Raw genomic sequence first — 19,652 nt, 5'->3', positions numbered from 1 at the left:
GAGTTGACGCCTGTCTCTATCCCGTTGTCGGTGAGGCGTCGTACCGTGGAAACGCGGCCTTCTTCGCATTGCTACCGGGTGGGGGACATCTGTGGCGAATGGCGTTTGGCATTCCGGATTGGGCGAGATTCTCGAACTCGACAAGGACGACCTCGGCCTCGCGAAAGCGGGCATCAGCGCGCCCGACGTGATCACGGAGCTCCTTCTGCCGGTGGCTGAGCGGGACCGGGAGCTGCTCGTCTGTGTGGAGAGCAGCAAGGGGCAGCATTGCAAGGCGGAGTTCAGCGGGGTGAAGAGCCCCTTCATGTACGTGCGTAAGCACCGCGGGCCCGATGGTGCTCTTCGGCTGCGCGCGGCGCACCTTCCGACCGTTCACGAGATGACGGCGGAGGAGAGTGACCGGCACAAGGCCATGAAGGATTTCCTGGCCCGTACCGCGCAGGCGGCCGGTCTCGAATTCCGTGTGGAGAAGTCCACCAAGCTGCGGTCCTCTCGTCCCGACGTGACCATCGTGGGGGCCGGCGGTCTGGATCTGGGCTGTGAGGCGCAGTACTACAACGCCAGCGCCGGCAGTGTGCTGCGCCGGTCCAAGGCCCACGCCGCGGCCGGGCTCAGCCCGAACTGGATCACTCACGACGACACGTTCCACCTGGTCAACCGGTCCAACTGGATGCTGACCAACCAGGTCACCTGGCGGGAGATCAGCAACGCCGCCGACCTGGCCTTGGTCGGCGGATACCGCGTCCTGGCCGAATGGCACTGCGTCGCCGCCGCCCAGCGGCCCTGCCCGGACGGCAAGGTCAAGACCGGGTGCGGCAAGGTGCACCTGCAGTGGGACACCCCACGCCGCATGGACGATGAAGCCTCAGGGTGGACCAGCTTCGACGGCGACGTCGCCAGCGTCACCGTCGGCCGCACGCTGATCGGCGCGGCCATCGGTCACATCGCACCCCTCTTCGTGCCCTCCCGCAAAGACGCCCGCGCTGGCAGCCACCTGTGGGTCCCCCTCAAGGACCGGAACAAGTGGGCCGACTACCGCAGCGTGGACAGCCCGGACCTCACCGAAGCCGACATGCTGGACGACGAGATCCACTACTCGGGCAGGGAAGCGGACACGACCTGCCGGTTCGGCGAGGACACCTGGAAACCCAGCGCCTCCCTGAAGCCGCGCGGCATCACCAGCGTGGAACTCGCCATCACGATCGACAAGCTGATCCCGGCACCCAGGACGGAGCCGACCCTTGACCCCCCGGAGCTGGACGAACCGACTGCGCCTGCGGCTCCTCAAGCACCGACGGCTTCTACCCTCCACCGAGGACGCTGCGAAACCGGCAACCCGACATGCGGCCAGCCCGCCCGCTTCTACGCCGCCGGATGGCGATGCGACCGGCACCGGCCCCGCAGCTTCTGGGGACCCCAGGCACTCCCGCACCCTCAAGTCGTCGATCCGAGTCAGTAGGCGCCGTTGGTGGGCATCTGCGACCGGCCCCAGCGTTGGGTGACTTCTATCCATGCCAGGGGCGGCAGGACCGGCGGCCCGCTCACTGATGAACGGGCAGCTCGGCCTGTTCGCCGCGCTGACCGTGGCCCGGGCTCACGAACAGACACGACGGACGAAATGTCGGAAAGATCTATGAGTGGCATTCTGATGAAGTCCTGCAGTCACCACCGTGAAGAGGTGAGTCTGATCAGCAAGCGCGACGACATTCAGAACCAGCCCGGCAACTCTCCGGGCAGCCAGCCAGTGGAGCGAGGAGGGACTGGCAAAGGCAACAAGCACGACCCTGCTGCATCACCCGGCCAGCCCGTAGACCGAGGGACTGGCAAAGGCAACAAGCACGACCCTGCTGCATCACCCGGCCAGCCCATGGACCGAGGGACTGGCAAAGGCGGAAAGCGCGACCCGAAGGGGAGCTGAAGGGTCTCGGTCGCGGAGGAACAGCCTGCCCCGGAGCCTTGCGCCCCAACCCGGGTGGAACTCGGCCCGGATGGCGGCGGTCGGGCAGCTGGCGCAAGGGACGCCGCCCCCGGCTTCCTGCAGAAGGGCCCGGCCGACCGGCCGGGCCCTCGTTGTCCCTACGCCCCGCGCTCGCGCGGGGCGTAGGGTCGGCGGCCGGTCGGTCGTGTTCGCGAGCATCCGCCGGAGAGTCTCCGGATGCCCACGCTGCCCGCGAGGCGTCAAGCGCGGCCGCGACTGTCCGAAGCTGCCTGGCGCGGGCTCGCCCCGGCCTGCTCCATCTCCTCCTCGGTCAGCCTTCTTGTGCGCCTGCCACCCGTACGGCGGAGCACGGTAGGCGTACTGGCCTTTCCCCCCTTGATGCGGCGGCCGCGGCGGAGTTCGGCCACGGTCACACCTGCGCCGTGATACAACGCTCCACTGCACTGTCATGGGTCACCCGGAGCGCTTTTGGCCCGGTCGGCGGGAACAATTGCCCAGTCCACGCCGAGCGCGGTCAGGACCGCGAGGCGGGACGTCTGCCGACCACGACAAGTCCCGGCCTTGCGGTGACGAGGTGGACGCGCCCTGACGCCAGCGACATGGGCAAAGCGGTCGCAACCGGGGTGTCAGCGCTCTGCCGGAGCGCTGAGGCCGATGCGCTGCCCACCTTGCGGACAGAGGTCGACCGCGACCTTCGTCTCCGCCACCGCCACCACCGGCACCTACGACCCGGGCAGCGGCCGGTGGGCCATCGGCGACCTGGCCGAAGGCGCCACCGCCACCCTCACCCTCCGGGCCAAGGCCACCCAGGCCGGCCCCCTCACCAACACCGCCACCGCGGACGCCAACGAGACCGACCCCCGCCCCGGCAACAACACCGACACCGTCACCATCTGCGTCGAAAGCGCCTCCTCCTGCTGCGACCCCTGCTCCCGTCCGCCCTCCCCCGGTTCACCGTGCTGCGACCCGTGCGGAGGCGTGGACATCGACCCCACCCCCTGCAACGCGCTGAAGTGCACCCCGTCCGGCCTGCTCGTGCCGCGCACCCGCGTTGCGGGAACCTCCGGACCGGCGCCGACCCGCATCGCCGACAACCGGCAGTCGGTCGACATCGTCGTGGCGTCGCCCGCAGCGGGCGACTGCCCGCAGGACTACACGGTCCGCGCCTACCTGACACCCCTGCGCGGCGAGGCCGCCACCCCGGTCCCCGACGTCGACCTGCGGCCCACCCGCGCCAACGACACCTGGGTCAACACCACCCTGCAGGCCACGCTCCCCCACCCCGGCGTCTACCTGGTGACCGGCGACATCGACACGAACATCTGCGCGACCATCGACGACGGCGGCGGCACGAACCTGTGGACCGAGGTCCGCCTGGTCCACGCGCAGTCCGGCGCCGTCGAGCTTGGCCCCGCCAGTCGGCGCAGCACCAGTTCCGCGCGGCGAGCGACACCCGCTTCCAGCACTGCACGCACGGCCCCACCCCCATGACCGGGCTGGTCACCGTGTCCGAGGCCGAAGGTTCCAAGACGGTCCGCGTGCAGGCCGTCCTCCAAGGTGGCGGACCCGGCAACGGCTTGGACGACGCCACACTCGAAGCCTCCGCCTTCCAGGGCGACCGCTCCTACCTGACGTACGTGAAGATCGCAGACTGACACCCTTCCACCAGCCTCGGAGCGGCACCCGCCGCTCCGAGGCCGCGGTGCCTTCCCTGCGCGACCGCTGCCGGACCTCACCGGCGCCCGACAGACGGCCTGCACAACGCCCCGCGACATGCGTGCGCTCGTCGGCGGTCAACCCGACCGCCGACGAGCACACGGACGGTTCAGGTCACTGGAGCATGAGGATCGACCACCCCGCGGGCAGGGTGAGCCGCTGGCCGACACGCAGGTAGTCGACCTGGTACGCGCGGTCGCACCCGGGCCTGGAGTAGGTCCACGCCACCCCGTTAGTCCGGTTGATGAACGTGACGTCACCCTTCGCCGGATCGCTGGTGACGCACAGGCCCTGCTTCGGGTCGGTATACGTCGTGGTCTGCCCGGCCTGCGTCATGTACAGCGTGCCCGTGGCCGCCTGCGCGGACGTGGTCAGCCCCACGGTGAGCATGCCGGCCGCGGATAGCGCGCCGAGCGACATGAGGATCTTGCGCATGTGTTTCCCCTTGGTGGTCACCGGCGTCTTGTGACGCCTGCCAGGACGGTAGAGGCGTCACCACTGCCTGGTGACGGATTGCCCCCCGCACGGCGGGCGGCGCCTTGAAGCTCTCCGGGGCGCAGCCCGCGCTCGTCTCCCGGCGACCGCACCGTCTTGGCTCATTGCTTGCCGCCCTGGCCTCCGGGATCTGGCCAGACGAAGGCCGCTTCCACGTACGGCGGTTACCGAACTCCAGGGCCGGGCTGCGGCTGCCCCAACATGGTCGGCGCCTTGCCCGCCTGCAGCGGCTGGGGCGGCGGCCGTCTCTGGTGAGTTGGTGTTGTCAGTAGGTCAGGACCACACAGCCCGGGTTGCCGGGATTGCCGGCGTACCCGGTGAAGACGCCGCCGGCGGCACCGTCCCCGCCTCGGCCGGTGTTGGCGGTGCAGGATGCCGGTACCGGCCCTCCCGCCGTACCGCCGATGCCTCCGCTGTTGCTCTCGACGCCGCCGTTCCCGCCCTTCGTGCCGGGGTTGCCGGCGCGGAGGGTGGCGGCGGTGCCGTTGCAGAGGACGGCGGCACCGCCAGCACCCCCAGCACCCCCGTACACCCCGGCGGGGCCTGCTCCTCCCGCGCCGCCGCCAGCGGTGGCCCGCTGGGTACCGCCGATGGTGACGGAGGAGGTACCTCCGGCCCCGCCCCCGTAGTGGAGTGGACCTGGGGTGCCGGCTGTCCCGACGGTGATGGTCAGGCTGGAATTGGGGGTGACGGTCAGGGTGCAGCTGACCGTGGCGCCGCCGCCTGCACCGCCTCCGCCCTGGCCGGCAAAGGGAAAGGCACCGTACCTGCTACCCCCGCCTCCGCCACCGGCCCCGGTTACCGAGGCGGTGATTTTGGTGACGCCGCCCGGCACGGTGAAGGTGTAGGTGCCGGAGGCGTTGTAGGTCGAGGCAGCGGCGTGAGCAGGCGCGGCCGCGATGAGCGGCACCACGAGGCCTACTGCCGTCGCCGCGGCGGCCATGGCCCACGTTCGGCTGGTTCGCCGGCTGCCAGGGACAGTAACTGCGTGCATGAGCCCTCCTGAAGGGATGTGTTCGACAGAGCGATCTTGTTGATGTGGGCGATGGCCGCCGGAACCCTTTACGCCGTTTCCTCAGGGGGCAATGCGGTTGAAGCGCAGGGAGGTGTAGCCGCGGGCGTCGGAGTAGATCTGGGCAACGCCGGCGGTGCCGCGGGCGTCGAAGCGCTGGGCCTGCAGGCTGATGGTGGTTGGGCCGGTGACCTGGACGAGTTCGCTGATCGGTGCGGTCTGGTTGCCGCCGGCGTAGGCGTTGCCGGGGTTGCCGTCGATGATCTGGTAGATCAGCCGGGCGCTTTCGGGGACTTCGGTGCCGGTGGTGGCGTTCCACAGGCGGGCGGTGATGTAGGTGTTCACCGGGGGTGTGCCGGACAGGCGTCCTCGGACGTCGGCGTCGAGTTCGTAGGTGCCGGCCCGCGGCAGGCGGACCTGGATCGTGTCCCTCCAGGCCCCGGCCGGGAGGTCGACCTGGGTGTGGAGCTTCTCGATGCCCCGGGGAGCAGCGGGCGCAGAAGGTGCTGCGTTCACCGCGCTCGGCGCCGCCAGGATGGCGCTGGTGCCCACGACTAACGCGGCCGCGGCGGCGATCGGACCGGTATGGAACTTTGGCATGGTTCCTCCCTGAGCAGGCAACGGGATATGCCGCTTTCAAGGTACGAACGCGCATGTGGGCGGCATATCACTCACTCGAGTGAGGACGGCTCACGCAGCGCACAACCGAGACAGGGGCGTACGCTCGCTCCTACGGCGATACCCGGCGTGGGCCGATCGACTCCTCCCGTCGCTGGACGTGGGGGTGCCGCCTGCAGTACCGGATGACGGCGACGCCGTCCTCATTCCAGGCGAGCACCGCCGCGATGACCCGCTCAGGTGCGGCCTCGATCGCCTCCCGTGTCTCCTCGTTGTGAACAGGTACGCAGTTGGCAGCCGATCATCCGCCCAATCGGCACCCGACGGCAGCAGCTTGGTCTCCTCCCGACAGCCAGGATCACTACGGCTGCCTGTCATGAGCTGGTACCACCCATCCCGGCCTGGCTGACGCCCATCCAGTGCCACCGCCGCACCCATTCACACAAGACCTTGCTGCCCGGCCGCTGCCGCTCAGACATTAGTTGGCGCTGAATCCTCTCTGTACGCGAAGCCGCGGCAGAGGGGGCGGCGTCCTCGCTGGACTCAGGTCAGTGGGGTGTTGGCCAGGACCCGGCGCAGGATGGCCCAGGAGAGGTCGGACTCGGTGGCGAAGGGGCGCTGCTCCTTGGACTCCTCGTCGATGTAGTTGAAGGAGTCACGGCTGTAGCTGTCACCGTCCTCGTCCTCGTCCTCGTCCTCGTCCTCGTCCTCGTCCTCGACGCCGGTCTGCTCCGGGTTGAGGTAGACGTGGAAGCTGGCGCCGAAGTCGGCGGAGGCGTTCATGTAGCCGGGGCCGGTGGAGCCGCCGCCGCCGTCCATCGGGCAGTACACCCGGTGCACGGCGTAGTTGTCCCTGGACAGCCAGGCGCACTGGCCGGGGGTGAGGGTCAGCAGGCCGAGTTTGCGGGCGTCCCAGTCGAGGTGCTCGTAGACCATGACGTCGAGCTGGCCGGCGAGGCAGAAGACGATGCCGGTGGTGTGGCCGTGGGAGTGGATGGGCGAGTAGTGCTGGGCGGGCCAGATCTCCAGGACGACGGGCGAGCCGATGTCGCCCTTGGGGTGGTCGTCGGGGTGGAGGTGGCCGTGTTCGGCTGCCAGGTGGTCGTAGTCGCCCCGGCCGGTGCAGGCGACGCGGATGTACGGCGGGTGGGTCTTGTCGTGGTTGTACTTCTCCACCAGGATCTGGCGCAGCAGTCCCACCTTCTCGCCGGGTGCGGTGGCGGGGGCGAGGTGTTTGCGCATCGCCTCGATCTCCCACGCCGACAGGCGCAGGTCCTCGGCCTTGCGTGCGAGGTCCATGACGGCCGGAGGGATCATCAGCTGGCGGGCGTACTCGTCGAAGGACGTGGCCTGCCCGATCACGAGGGACGGGGCGGCCTCGGCACCCCTGAGGCGCAGCTGCCGTTCTTCTTCCTTGGTGATGTGGAAGGGGTACTGTGCATCGCCGTATTCCGGTTGCCCGGCGGACGTCTGGTCGGCGGTCAGGCTCATCAGTGGGGACTCCTTTGTGTGCATGTGTGCATGTGTGCCGCGGCTCGGCGCGGCACATGCGCGTCGCGCTGAGCTGGGGCTGGACTGGAGAGGCGGGTGTTCGGGGGTTGGCGTACCGGCGTGGATGCACTGCACTCCGTCGGGGCGGTGCGACGCAGGTGCGGCACAGACGGCGGCTCGGCACACGGCGGGGTAGCTCGCGCCGGCAGCGAGGCGATGCGCTCAGCAGCCCGTGGGTGATCCGGTGGCCCGTCCGCGCTTACGGATCCGGTGGTGTGGACGCCGCTTCGGTGGCCGCCCGCCACTGCGAGGGGACGGCTGCGCGCGAGTGAGGCACCGCCCTGCGCAGTGGGTGCGCGCCGTGCAGGGCGGTATCTCTGGTGGCGTGTCAGTGACTGGGCAGGCGGGTGGCCCTGAGGCCATCGAGGGGGTACTCCTGGGGCAGGCGAGCCGGGTCGCCCGGCACGGTGATCAGCACGGTGATCGGCCGGGACGTGCCCGCGGCGAGGAACTGGTCGCCCACCGAGTCCAGGTATGCCTTGCCGTCCTGGGCGATGACCTCCACGCCGGATGCTTCGGCTTTCGCGCCCTTGACCGTCGGCAGGTCGAAGGAGATGCGGAACTTCCTGACGTCCTCCGCCGTGCCGCTGTCCTTGCCGATGGCGGTGAGCGTGAGGTCGAAGCTGTAGACCCGGCCCCGGGGCTCACTGTTCTCCCATGTCCGGTTGAACTTCTTCGTCACGGTGATCTCGTCGTAACTGGGCGGGACGGGCAGAGGGGTGATGCGCCCGGCGCCGTTCATGATCTCCAGGTTGCCGACGGGCACCCTGCCCCGACCGATGCGCTGCGAGTGGTCGGGGATCGTCGCTGTGGTCACGTCGAGGTGGTTGACGTTGCCGGCGGAGTCGACGGCGTAGAAGTTGCCGTCCTGGTCGAAGAAGGTGGCCGAGTACGCCTTGCGGGAGCCTGCCGCGGCACTGGCTTGCGCGGGCGGGAAGACACCCTGCTTGAGGACAGTCTTCATGGGCTGCCGGCCCGGGTCGACGAGCAGCAGGTCGCCGTTGTCGCCCTCCACCGAATACAGCCGCCCGTTCTTGGGATGGTAGGCGAAGTCGTCCCACCGGCCGCCTCCCGGTGCGTTGCGGGGGACGGCCTTCCCGGCCGCCACGTCGATGGCGTAGCTGGGTGTGCCGGGATTGCTGACGGCGAAGAGGGTCTTGCCGTCGGGATCCATGTCGCCGTCGAACCAGGGCCCGTCCGGCAGCCCGTCGATGACCTGTTCCTTCAGGGTGCCGGCCGCCACGTCGATGGTGATGAGCTTGTCGCGGCTCACCGCCAGCAACAAGGGCTCTTTGTCGTCGCCGCGGTACTGCGCCCCCATAGCGGTGTAGCCGGCCTCGTAGGGCCGCACGTCCTCGACGACACGGGTGTCACCATCGATGGGATCGAAGCGGTAGATCCGGGTGCCGGTCCTGCCGACGGCGAGATACACCTTCCGGTGAGCCATAACCAAGCGTCCTTCCATGCGACTTCGGAACGCTTCAAGCCCTGCCCCTGATCCACACCGGCAAGCACACTAGGTATTCGTTCGAACACAACAAGCCACAACGGCCAACAGCCGGAGCAGCCATAGTTCGTCCGCGGCCACCTTGCGCCAGCGGGAGCACTCCCCCGCGAGAACGAGGTCCTGGTTGTCGTCTAGGCGGACGTCAGCAGGGGCTCCGGAGAATCCGGCTACCTCGGCCCTGGTAGGGCCGAGGACGCAGGCTCGTTTCTGCGGTGAATCGAGCCGCCCGCACGGGTGAGTTGTCGCCCAGGGCCTGTTGGGACGGGAGGCTGGCCAGCTACACAGAGGCGATATCCGCCTATCGGCACAGCTGCCCCCTAAGTGGCCGTGCGCTTCCAGGGTCGTGTATGGCCGGGCCGCACGGTCCGGTGCGTGTACGTATGACAGACAGGGACAGGCCGTGACGAATGAAGCAATGATGACCGCTGAGGCGCGGGAGCAGAGGTTGGGGCGGTGGCAGGCGCTGCTGTCCGGAGTGGGTGTGGAGGGGGCTGGGGCGAGCCGTGTGGCCAAGAGCGGCTCGGTGAATCTGCTTTCGGGAGTGTGGTTGCACGCTGCGGCGCGGGCGGAACAGGGCTTGGAGCTGACCCAGCTGGAGCGGTCCATCCTGGCTCCGCTGCAGCAGGTGCTGGGCGAGGATGAGGTGGGCGCGATCGGGCGTATCTACCGTGAGCAGCGTTCTGAGGGGCGGTCGGTGGCGATCGTGCCGCAGGCGGTCGCCACCCGGAGCCTGTCGGAGGGCTTTGACCGTGAGAGCTACCTGGCTGCGGTAGCGGAGGTCTTGCCGCGGATCGCCCGGATGCCGAACGTTGCGGTGGTGGACCGGGCCAGGCTCGCCGACGGAGGGAGCGTCGACACTCCGGAGTTCACCGCGGCGCTGGCCGAGTACGGCTACGGCGTCACCACGTTCACTGGCGAGGGTGATGATGAGGCCGACGGCCTCCAGGCGCGTGAACCGTTCCGGGCCAGGCTGGAATGGGACTCCTTCTACTGCCACGAGGCGGTTGGCGACCAGGGCGGTGGCAGGGACGAGATTTACTGGACGGCTGCCTCCAACGCCGGGGGCTACACGTTCAAAACGCGTACCACGCACACCGGATCGGTCGAGGAGCGCGATGAGTACCCGATCTACGGGGACTACGTGACCGGCAGCCACGTCTTCTTCGACACCCGCCTGGACGGCTGCGGGACCACGGTGATCACCCTGTGGGAAAAAGACCAGTCCAACGACGAGTGGTACGACGCGCTCGGTACCGCTCTGACAAAGGTCGTCGAGCTGCTGCAGATCTCTGCCAACTTTTCCAGCATCATCCCCAAGCTGGACCTCTACGGTTATGTGCACATGGGCCTGAGCCTTCTTGCCACCTTGTGGGAGCCCCTGCGCAACAAAGACGACCTGGTCCAATCACGCGGCTTCGCCTTCGGCCGGGCGGACATGGCCACCCTCTACAACAGGCCCAACCGCACCATGCCCTGGACGTTCGACCGCAAAGACTATGGCATGGGCCGCTTCTCCCTCAATGTCCGCTACACGGGGGACGAACCCGGCGCCGCTCCCTCGGGCGACGGCAGCCTGATCTCCACTGGCTGGCGCGGTCTGTTCGGCACCATGGTGAGCCATGACATGGACGCTGCCTGCAACGTGCCGAACGACGCCCACAAAGACGTCTACCTGTTCAAGGGCGAGCAGTACCTGAGGTACGACGTGCGGACGGAAGGCGTCACCTCCGGACCTAAGGATATCGCCGAGGGCTTCCCCGGACTGGAGTCGACTGCCTTCACCCGCAGGGTCGACGCCACGTGCGCGGTCCCCGGCAAGCCCACGGACTTCTATCTGTTCGCCGGCGCCATGTACGTCAACTACAACAACCACGAGGACGAGATCAAGTGGGGGCCCCGGAAGATCGCTGAAGCGTTCCCACCACTGGCCGGCACCATCTTCGAACGGGACATCCAGGCAGCCTGCCCCGTCCCCGGCCACGGCACCGACCTCTACCTGTTCAAGGGGGATCAGTACGTGCGCTACAACGCCCACTACGACAGGATCATTCGCGGTCCGCTGTCCATTGCCACCGGTTGGCCGCAGCTGGCAGGCACCACCTTCGCCTCCAACTTGGACGCCGCCTGCGCCGTCCCCAACAGCAGCACGCACGTCTACCTCTTCAAGGGCGATCGGTACACCAACACCAAGGTCTGACCAGTCCGGAGCTGTCACGGGCACGAGGGAAGACGGTGGAGGTGTGGTGGCGATGTCCGGGCCGGGCACGAGTGGCCAGTTCCGCTCGGGCATCGCAAACGGCGGCCAAGCACAGCCCGGGCCCAGCTGCCGGCCGCGGCCAGCGCGGGGATCTGATGCACCCGTCGCGCCGCGGTGCCGGCTCGGCTGCTTGGGCCAACAGGGCAGAGTCTTGGTAGCCGCGCCGCCGACCGGAGCAGTTGCGCAGCGACGGCCGCGGTGTTGACGAGGGCGACGGCCTGATCGACGCCGATCCCCGCCGCGTGGGCTTCGGTGAGGATCCGAGTGCCGTGACGACCTGGACGTGGCGCTGGCCCTTCCACACACCCTCCCCGGCCGCCTTACGCTGTCCAGCCAGTGAACATCCCCGCAGCTGAGCGCCATGGGGCGGATTATCGCCGGGCGGCCCAGACAAGGATGGCGGCGAGGTGCAGTGCGGCCTGGAAGGCGATGGCCAGTTTGTCCGTCCGCATGGCCAGGCCGCGCCACTGCTTGAACCGGTTGATGCATCGCTCGACCGCGTTGCGCTGCTTGTATGCCTCGGCATCGAAGGCGGGCGGGCGGCCGCCGGTGCGGCCTCGCCCCGGTGACCGACCTGATCGACGGCCGGGGAATGACAGCCCGGATCCCACGACGTCGTAGATGCTGCCGGATCGCGCGGGATGAGTACGCGCGGTCTGCCAGGACGGCTTCCGGCCGAGTCCTCGGTCGCCCCGGACCGGTACGAGGAACACGGATGCTCGCCATGACGATCTCGAAGGCCGGCGCGTCACCCGCCTGGCCTGCGGTGACCCGGAGGGCCAGAGGCCGTGCAAGGCTGTCGCTGACGAGGTGAACTTTCGTACTCAGGCCGCCGCGGGACCGCCCGAGTGCATGGTCGTCAGGCTCGGCCCGGTCCGGCGCCCCTCTTTCTGGCGCCAGCGGCGTGCTGGGGGGCGCGGCAGACGGTGGAGTCCACCGACACAGTCCAGCCGATGTCGTCAGCGTCGTCGGCTGCCGCCAACAGCGCAGCCAGGATCCGTTCCCAGGTGCCGTCGACGGCCCACCTGATCAGTCGCTTGTGAGCGGTCCGAAACGGGCCCAGCTCATCCGGCGGGTCCCGCCAAGGCGAGCAGGTTCGGTACTTCCACGCGATGGCCTCAAGGGTGCGCCGGTAGTCGGCCCACCGCCGTCCACGGACCGGATCGGCCGGCATCAGCGGTTTGATCCGGTCCCACATCGCATCAGTGATCACTAAGCGGACAGGCATATCCGATCAACTGATCAGCCTCAAAGATACACGCGCTAGTCCGCCCGAACCTTCCGTGCCTACTGCGCAGACGCGGAATCAAGGCACCATCCCCGAGCGCGTCGGGCAGCTCGCGGGCCGACGCCGGCGCCGCGAATGGCCCTGCGGCTTCGACAGGGCCATCTATCAACGCCGCAACGTCGTCGGACGCTGCTTCCACTGCCTCAAGAAATGTCGGGGTATCGCCGCCCGCTACGACGAGCTACCCGACCGGTACCTCGCGGCTATCACCCTGGCCAGCACACTCATCTGGTTCCAGGCGTGACCGACGTGACGCCGCCTAGCCTCGATCTTTCGTGACGGTCCGTCGGTTTCTTCGGCGGGCCGTTTCGGTTGTTCGGGCTGGTGGTGGCCAGGCTGATAGCCCGGCTGTCGCGTCGGGTGGGCGCCGGGTTCCACAGCTCCGGTCGGGGCGATGCTGCTCGTAGGGACGGGAACGTGCTGGTCAGCCGGGGTTCGGGAGAGCTTCGAGCTGTGCCAGGGCGTCGGTGATGACGTCGGTCCATGGCCAGTGGCGCGCGAATCTCAGGTGCCGGCGGCGGGCGGTCGTGACGATCTGGGCGGCGGCGGAGAAGAGGCGGAGCCGGAGACGGCGGGGCTCCCATCTGCGGGATTTGCCGGTCAGGGCGAGCATGGGCATCCAGGCCAGGAGGTCGAGGGCGATCTGGACGACCTCCAGCCAGATCTGGTTCTGCGCGGTGTCGTGCAGGGGCAGGTTGCGCAGGCCGGTGGCGCGGGCGTTTCGGATGCGGTCCTCGGCTCGTGCGCGTTGGCGGTGCCGCAGTTCGAGTGCGGCGATCGGGATGCCGGTGGTGTTGGTGGCGAACCCGGTGAGCCGCAGTCCGTCGGCGTCGGTGAAGCGCAACTGCGCGCCGGGGTGCGGGCGTTCCTTGCGGACGATCAGCCGCATCCCCTGCGGCCAGCCCTTGAGTACATCGCCGTCGAGTTCGACGACCCAGGCACCGTGGCGGATCTCGCCGCCCGGCTCGACGGCCACCGTCCACGCGGCGGGCGGGACCTTGAGGACGGCCTGGTGGATGGCGTCGGTGATGGTCATGCCGACCGAGTACGACAGCCACCTGCCCCGCTGGGCCAGCCAGGCGACGAACTCGTGTGTGCCACCGCCGGAGTCGGTACGGATCAGCGTCTGGCGTCCACGCCGGTACTTCTTCGGCAGCTGGCCAGGGCGAGTTGGGCCGTGGCGATGTGGTCGGCGGCGGTGTTGCTGCCAGCGTTGCCGGGCCTGAGCAGGCCGGCCACCGGCTCCCCGCTGCCACCGCTTCCGTGATCGACGAACCCCATCAGAGGATGGTGTCCGAAGGTCTTCTTCCAGGTCGCGGTGGCGTCCTGCTTCTCGGAGTGGGCCAGCACGAGCACCCCGTCCAGGTCCACGGTCACCTGCCCTGCGGCGTCCGGGGCCGCGTTCTTGGCCACGTTCCAGACGCGCTCGCGTGCTGCGGCCCGCGCGGCCCGTATCGCGTGGAGGGCCTTCGGCCCAGCGGCGGCGAGTGTGTCGATGAGGCGGGAGACCGTCGGGTCGGAGGCCACCGGCCCGAACACGGCCGGTTCGGCCCGCAGCATCTCGACATCCGCGAGGCAGTCCCCGCCCAGCGCGACCGCGAGGGCCACGTCCAGCAGGATCTTGCCCGGATCGTGCACCGCCCTCGGGCGTCGCCACGGCGTCAGCGCCGTCGATACCGCCCGGTCCAGCCCGGCCTTGCGGGCGGTCTCGACCAGCAGCACGGCCCCAGCCTGGGACACCACCGCATGGCCGCCGCCCTCGATGCGGACGCGTGGATAGGACCCGATACGCTTCTTCACCTGGGAAGTGCCTCCGACGGTGGCAGGAACAAGGACCTCGACAATCCTCATTCTTGCTGGTCAGAGGCACTTTTCGCTTCCCTGACCACCCGTCGGACAGCCCGTCTCATGAAAGCGCGAGTTTAGACGCTGGCCACCTGCGGGGCGGCGCGGAGTGAACCGCGCCACCGCCCACCCCGGCTACCCAGTTAGCGGAGGTTGAGGAGTATCTGGGTGTAAGTCGGCGCTTGTGCCCTCCGTGACGGTCCGCCGCTCACGTGTCGTTCCTGCGGGTGGGGACGGATTCGCCTGGTACCTCTACTTCTTCGAAGCGCCACTGCTGGTTCGGGGCACCGCGATCCGCCACGACGGCCCGGTGGTTACCGTTGCCGTCCGAGAGGACGGTGACGACCTTGTCCTCATGTGACCCCGGCCAGAACATTCCGCCGTCGGCCTTCCACTGGGTCTGGTCCTGCCTGCCCCAGCCAAACAGGCCCACCTCAACCGGGCCTCCGAAGCCGACCACCCCGACATGGAGGGCGTACGCACTGCGGATGTCCTTGTTGATGTTGACCAGGTGCCAGAATTCGTCGCCGTAGGTGTTCGCCCTGTCGTCGAAGAACCAGATCTCGCGCCTCGCGTTCCTGGGACGGCTCACGACCAGGACCTGGTCTTTGGTGTGGCTGTAGGGGATGAAGCCCTTCTCGCCAGTCCAGCGGTCATGCGCCTCCTGCATGCCGTAGGACGTCCCCCCGTCTGCGGCAGCCAGACACAGCCCCGTGTCCTCGTTGATGATGCGGAAGAATTTCTCGGTCGGAAACCCGTTGCCCATTTCACTCTCCGCGATGCAATCGTGACATGTAGTGACAGAGTTAATGATGACATGCGACGGTTGCCCCCATGCGCAGCGGCGCGGCAGGTCCGGGGCGCTTTGCGGCCTGCGCGACCGGGGTGCAGCAGCAAGGTTGCGGCAGCTCCGGCGCACTACGCCCGTCGCGTTATGCGCCGTGCGAGGGAGTGCCAGTCGAAGGTCGCAAAGGACGCCATGATCATGACAGCGACGAGGGCGGCCATGGGGATGTCGGAGACGACGGGGCAGAAGACGATGCACAGCAATCAGGAACGCGCCGACCTTCGCGTTGATCATCGTCTGGCCGATCATGGCGCGGCCGGGGCTGTGATGGTCACAGCAGCCACGCCGAAGTCCGGTGACAGAAAGTCGCCGTCCCTCCCGCTGACGCTGGTTGCGCCGTGGCCAGTGCCGTTCCTGCCGCTTTCGCTGTAATCACCCTCACCGTCACGCGTGAGCACCCACCGGGAGTCGGCCGACACTTCCTCCCCGCTCCTTGGTCAATCACCAGGTGACCTGCAGGGCTCGGAGTCCGTAGACGACCGCATGGTCGTGGGTGGCAGGTGGGGTGCTTGCATCGTGCAGTTGGAGGGTGGGGAAGCGGTGCAGCAGCTTGGTCAGGATGATTTCGATTTCGAGGCGTCCTAGTTGCTGGCCGATGCACTGGTGGGGTCCGTGGCCGAAGCTGAGGTGCTGGCGGCTGTTGGGGCGGTGGAGGTCGAGGCGGTCGGGATCGGGGAACTTCAGCGGGTCACGGTTCGCGGCAGGCATGTGGAGGACAACGCGTTCTCCGGGTTCGATCCGCTGTCCCCTGATAACGAGTGCTGCACGGGCGACCCTGAGCAGTCCGAACTGCAGGATGGTGTGGTAGCGCAGCAGTTCCTCGACGGCGTTGTCGATGAGGGACGGGTCCGCTTGCAGGCTCTGCCAGAGGGCGGGTGAGCGCAGCAGGGTCAGGATGCTCAGGGAGATCATGTTCGCGGACGTCTCGTGACCGGCGATGAGCATCAGCTGCCCGAGGGAGACGATCTCGCCGTCGGCCAGCGGCGGTCCGCCGTCAGGCGGACGGTGCTGGGTCAGCCCGCTCAGGAGGTCGTCGACCGGATCCCGGCGCTTGGCTTCCACCAGGCCGCGCAGGTACGCGTGCATGGCCTTCTTGCTGGCCAGCAGTTCCTCTCGCGTCCGGTCCAGGGCCAGCAACTCACCGGTGAGGCGCTGGAAGTGATCGTGGTCGGTGTAGGGGACGCCCAGCAGTTCGCAGATCACCAGGGACGGCACGGGCAGGGCAAGAGCGGGAACAAGATCGACCGGGCCACAGGGCATCGCCGCGATGGCGTCCAGGTGCTCGTCCACGTACTTCTCGATGCGGGGGCGCAGCGTGCGGATGCGGCGCATGGAGAACTGCCCGATGAGCGGATGCCGCAGCCGTGTGTGTTCGGGTGGATCGCTGGTGAGCAGGTCCGATGTCCGGAACTGCGCCATCTCCGCTTCCGTGATGAGACTGGCTCTGACCTGGGAGTTGAGATGGGGCCTGCGGGAGCTGAGCCTGAGGTCGGCCAAGGCGGCGCGGACGTCGTCGTAGCGGGTGAGAAGCCAGCCTGGGGGGCCGTCGGGGAAGGCCAGGCGTGCTACTGGCTGTTCGGCGCGCAGGCGGGCGTATTCGTCCGGTGGGTGCATGGGGCAGCGGCGCTGGGTGGGCAGTGTGATCGCTGCGGTGTTGGTGTCATCCTTCATGTCCGCCGTCCTCCGGTCTTCTTGCCTTGTCCTGTGCGGTGTCGGGGACGAACCGGGCGGTCTCGAAGGACCACTGCAGGGTGCCGCGCATCCAGGTTTGGAGCATCTGTGCATAGGCCAGCACCATCGGCGGCGGGGCGGTGGTGCTTTGTGTCTGGGATCCGCCTGGGGCTGTGAGGTGTGAGGCGGTGGCGTCGAAGTGGCGAAGACGCTCGTGGAGCATGGCGCGGGCGATGGCGTACGCCTGGTCTCTGGATGTGGTCTGTTCGCGATGGAGGATGGAGATGAGGTTGTCCTGGCCCCGGGCGTGCTCCGACTCTGCCGAGGCGATGTCGTTTCCGTAGCCGACCGCGTCAACCACTGTCTGGCGCAGGGCGCCCACGACATCGTGCGTACGCCACTGGTCGGGCAGCTCGATGTGGCTGACGGCTTCGCCGATGTGCAGAGCTGGCAGCATGGTGATGCTCTGCCGGCGCAGTGCGAGGTACTCCTGCAGACCCAGGGGCGTCGCCTGCTGTCGCAGCCGGGCCTCGGCCACACTCGCTGCGGCGAAGTCCCGGTAGTCGGCCGTGAAGCGGCCGGCCCAGCCAGGCGACGCGGTGGGGGCGGTCCGCTGCCACAGGTCGTTCAGGGCGCGGACGTAGGGGGAGTTTGGCCGCTCCCGGCCGCTGCTCGTGCCGTCGAGTACCTGAAGCAGATCCGCCAGCAGCTCGTGCACTGCCTGGGGGCGGTCGTCAGCCGCGAGCTCGTCGGAGTCGAATACGTCGTCGACCAGGCAGATGAAGGCCACCCACTCGGCCGCCAGCGCCAGCTCGCCGGGGGTGCCGAGCGGATGGACGTAGCCCGCCCAGGTCCCCAGGCGCATCCTGGCCAGCCTCGCGAACTCGGCAGGGTCGGGGACCAGGCCCATGCGCCTGGCCCAGCCGTGCATCTCCTGCTCGGCTCGGGGTGCGGCTGGCGAGGGAGTCTGCGGGGGGAAGGGAAGAACCTCCTGGGATGCCCCCCAGGAGGTCGTCCGATCCGCGGTCTGGCCGGTGTGCCGCTCAACCGAGGTCACCAGCGCCAGCTCTCATCACAGGCACCCAGCGCGAGCAGTGCCCAGATGTCGGCGAAGACGGGTGCGTCGAAGAGCAGCGGCCGGGGGGCGACCTGGTCGGGCAGGGCGGTGAATCCTCCGTCGGCCTCCTGGCGGGCCAGGAGATGGAAGATGCCGCGGCGTACGACGTGGTCTGTCCCGACGTGACGTCCCATCGCGGACAGGGCGAGCAGCGAGTACGCGGTACTGGTGGTGTCACTCGCATCACCGAGGCGGTATCCCCAGCCTCCGTCGCCGTTCTGCGCCAGGTCGAGGAAACGGTGTGAGCGAGCCACCGCCTGTTCGCGAGCGGCACGTAGCTGCGGCAGGCGGGAAGGGGGCAGCGAGTGCAGGGCCCACATGGCCCGCCAGATGGTGTTGGCCTCGCTCAAGGTCCAGCTGCGCTCGAACGTGCCATCAGGCTTCTGCGCCCCGAGCAGGTAGCGGGCGGCGTTCTCCAGCAGACCGGCATGTGCTTCCCCGGCCCAGCCCAGGGCGCTGGCGGCCCCGCCGGTCATTCCCACCTCGGACGGGTCCCCCGCGACGTAGGTGGGAAAGCCCCCGTCCTGGCCCGCGATCGCAGACAGGTAGCTCCCGGCCCGCTGGAGGGGTTTGGCGTAGCGCCCGGTATCGAGGGAGGCGAGGAAGGCGAGGGCGTAGGAGGTGGTGTCCACGTCGCTTTGCATCATGTGCTCGCCGAACGGCCAGCCGCCGTCCGGGCCCTGCCTGGCCGCAAGGTAGTCGCCCATGCGCTCGGTCACCTGGCGATCGGCTCCCGCCCTGGCCAGGGCAAGACCCGCGACGCCGGTGCAGAACACGGACAGGTTCGCGATACTGGGTAGGCCGCCGTCGGGGTTCACGCACTCCACCAGCAGACGCAGGCCCTTGGCGACGTCGGCACTGCGGGGTGCGACCGCGCTGACGGCCAGGAGCGCCAGCAGGTGCGCTGTGACGTGGTTCTCCCACACGCCGCGGCGCTGGCCTTCACGCAGGAGCGTCACCAGCCGTTCGTGCTCGACGGCGGTGACAGCCTCAGGCCGCCGCAGTCCGTGGGCGATCGTCACCTTGAGCGCCAGCATGATCATCTGAACCCAGGGTGCCCGGTTCCCGCTGTCGATGCGCTCCGGCCGCATCCCCGGGTGGAAGTCGATCGCTCCGACGGACGCGAGACACACATCGAAGAACAACCGCTTGCGGGCGAAGGTGAAGTGGTCGAAGCCGGCGAGAAGCTCCGCATGCACCCAGTCCGCGTCGGCCTGCCGGCCCGTGAGTACCGCGTCGCTCAGTGCCGAGTCGAAACGACTCCTGCCACCACCGGTATCCCGTGACAAGAAGCCCTCGAGCCCCTCCTGCACACCAGGGTGCTGTCCCTCCCGGCGCAGCAGCGCCAGCAGCAGCGCCGACTCCAGAACCCGGCTCGCGCACGGCCCCGGCACACAGCCGTCCGGCGTCACCTGCGCCGCGAGCCGGCTCACCAGGTCCCGGCAGACCCGGGCGGCCTCCATTCCCACACCCGAACCCGCCCGGCGGGAACGCGGCAGCGGAGCGACAGCACGGGGAGGGGCGGATTCGGCATGCACAATAACTCTCCGTTCAGCGCACTGGAGCCGGCGACTGGAAGCTGGTGGAACCCGGGCTGAGCGCGGCTGCCCCACTCTTCCCAGCACGGCGTCCCCACCCGTCGCAGCGACAAGACGTTCCAGAGTCGCCCAGGCCGACCAAGTCAGCGAAGGCGCATACCACCCACAATTGGCGCGTACCGGCCTGGTGTCGTGCGCCGGAGCACAAAACGGCAGCTCGTCCTCCATGTCGGCCCGGAACGCCTGGCGGA

Annotated in this window: 13 protein-coding genes and 3 pseudogenes; 4 read left to right on the top strand and 12 right to left on the bottom strand. The window is 68.7% G+C overall.

Annotation, left to right across the window (positions count from 1 at the left end):
• Positions 1-118: 118 nt before the first annotated feature.
• The 3 genes from BGK67_RS38145 to BGK67_RS39335 all read left to right on the top strand — a co-directional run bounded on the left by BGK67_RS38145 (position 119) and on the right by BGK67_RS39335 (position 3,594).
• Positions 119-1,459, top strand: coding sequence for a competence protein CoiA family protein (locus BGK67_RS38145; protein WP_107489061.1), 1,341 nt, complete (start codon positions 119-121; stop codon positions 1,457-1,459).
• 1,134 nt (positions 1,460-2,593) lie between these two features.
• Positions 2,594-3,430 (top strand): DUF11 domain-containing protein, encoded by an 837-nt coding sequence (locus BGK67_RS35480; protein WP_069924643.1) that lies wholly within the window; start codon positions 2,594-2,596, stop codon positions 3,428-3,430.
• Complete coding sequence (locus BGK67_RS39335; protein WP_167739683.1) at positions 3,427-3,594, top strand: hypothetical protein; 168 nt, start codon at positions 3,427-3,429, stop codon at positions 3,592-3,594. Before BGK67_RS35480 ends, BGK67_RS39335 begins: the two co-directional genes overlap by 4 nt.
• A 175-nt stretch (positions 3,595-3,769) precedes the next feature.
• Here BGK67_RS39335 and BGK67_RS35475 read toward each other — a convergent pair whose 3' ends face one another.
• The 5 genes from BGK67_RS35475 to BGK67_RS35455 form a co-directional block, all read right to left on the bottom strand.
• Positions 3,770-4,090: a hypothetical protein gene (locus tag BGK67_RS35475; protein WP_069924642.1), complete on the bottom strand. Its 321-nt coding sequence runs from the start codon at positions 4,088-4,090 to the stop codon at positions 3,770-3,772.
• A 325-nt stretch (positions 4,091-4,415) separates the two neighbouring features.
• Complete coding sequence (locus tag BGK67_RS39605; RefSeq protein WP_208948874.1) at positions 4,416-5,144, bottom strand: glycine-rich domain-containing protein; 729 nt, start codon at positions 5,142-5,144, stop codon at positions 4,416-4,418.
• Positions 5,145-5,225: 81 nt separating this feature from the next.
• Entirely contained in the window at positions 5,226-5,762 is a 537-nt protein-coding gene (locus BGK67_RS35465) for a hypothetical protein (protein ID WP_069924640.1), read from the bottom strand.
• A gap of 561 nt (positions 5,763-6,323) precedes the next feature.
• Positions 6,324-7,271, bottom strand: coding sequence for a cupin domain-containing protein (locus tag BGK67_RS35460; RefSeq protein WP_069924639.1), 948 nt, complete (start codon positions 7,269-7,271; stop codon positions 6,324-6,326).
• Between the two features lie 388 nt (positions 7,272-7,659).
• The gene (locus BGK67_RS35455; protein ID WP_069924638.1) at positions 7,660-8,778 is read right to left on the bottom strand and encodes a YncE family protein; all 1,119 of its coding nucleotides are present in this window, start codon (positions 8,776-8,778) and stop codon (positions 7,660-7,662) included.
• Positions 8,779-9,238: 460 nt separating this feature from the next.
• Between BGK67_RS35455 and BGK67_RS35450 the strand changes: the two genes are divergently transcribed.
• Entirely contained in the window at positions 9,239-11,035 is a 1,797-nt protein-coding gene (locus BGK67_RS35450; protein ID WP_141754178.1) for a hemopexin repeat-containing protein, read from the top strand.
• Between the two features lie 431 nt (positions 11,036-11,466).
• On the opposite strand, the pseudogene BGK67_RS37115 reads toward BGK67_RS35450, so the two are convergent.
• The 7 genes and pseudogenes from BGK67_RS37115 to BGK67_RS35410 form a co-directional block, all read right to left on the bottom strand.
• A pseudogene (locus tag BGK67_RS37115) lies at positions 11,467-12,323 on the bottom strand (IS5 family transposase).
• 484 nt (positions 12,324-12,807) lie between these two features.
• A pseudogene (locus tag BGK67_RS35435) lies at positions 12,808-14,183 on the bottom strand (IS1380 family transposase).
• A gap of 253 nt (positions 14,184-14,436) precedes the next feature.
• Complete coding sequence (locus BGK67_RS35430) at positions 14,437-14,994, bottom strand: hypothetical protein (RefSeq protein ID WP_069924636.1); 558 nt, start codon at positions 14,992-14,994, stop codon at positions 14,437-14,439.
• A 158-nt stretch (positions 14,995-15,152) separates the two neighbouring features.
• A pseudogene (locus BGK67_RS40635) lies at positions 15,153-15,333 on the bottom strand (SulP family inorganic anion transporter); the annotation flags it as partial.
• Between the two features lie 183 nt (positions 15,334-15,516).
• Complete coding sequence (locus BGK67_RS35420; protein ID WP_069924634.1) at positions 15,517-16,746, bottom strand: cytochrome P450; 1,230 nt, start codon at positions 16,744-16,746, stop codon at positions 15,517-15,519.
• Entirely contained in the window at positions 16,736-17,677 is a 942-nt protein-coding gene (locus BGK67_RS39330; protein ID WP_167739681.1) for a terpene synthase family protein, read from the bottom strand. Before BGK67_RS39330 ends, BGK67_RS35420 begins: the two co-directional genes overlap by 11 nt.
• 122 nt (positions 17,678-17,799) lie before the next feature.
• Entirely contained in the window at positions 17,800-19,326 is a 1,527-nt protein-coding gene (locus BGK67_RS35410; protein WP_069924632.1) for a prenyltransferase/squalene oxidase repeat-containing protein, read from the bottom strand.
• Positions 19,327-19,652 lie beyond the last annotated feature (326 nt).

This window comes from Streptomyces subrutilus (assembly GCF_001746425.1).
In the GTDB taxonomy this organism is placed as follows: domain Bacteria; phylum Actinomycetota; class Actinomycetes; order Streptomycetales; family Streptomycetaceae; genus Streptomyces; species Streptomyces subrutilus_A.
Note: the sequence above shows the minus strand (reverse complement) of the source record. Positions and strands in the feature narration are given on the sequence as shown.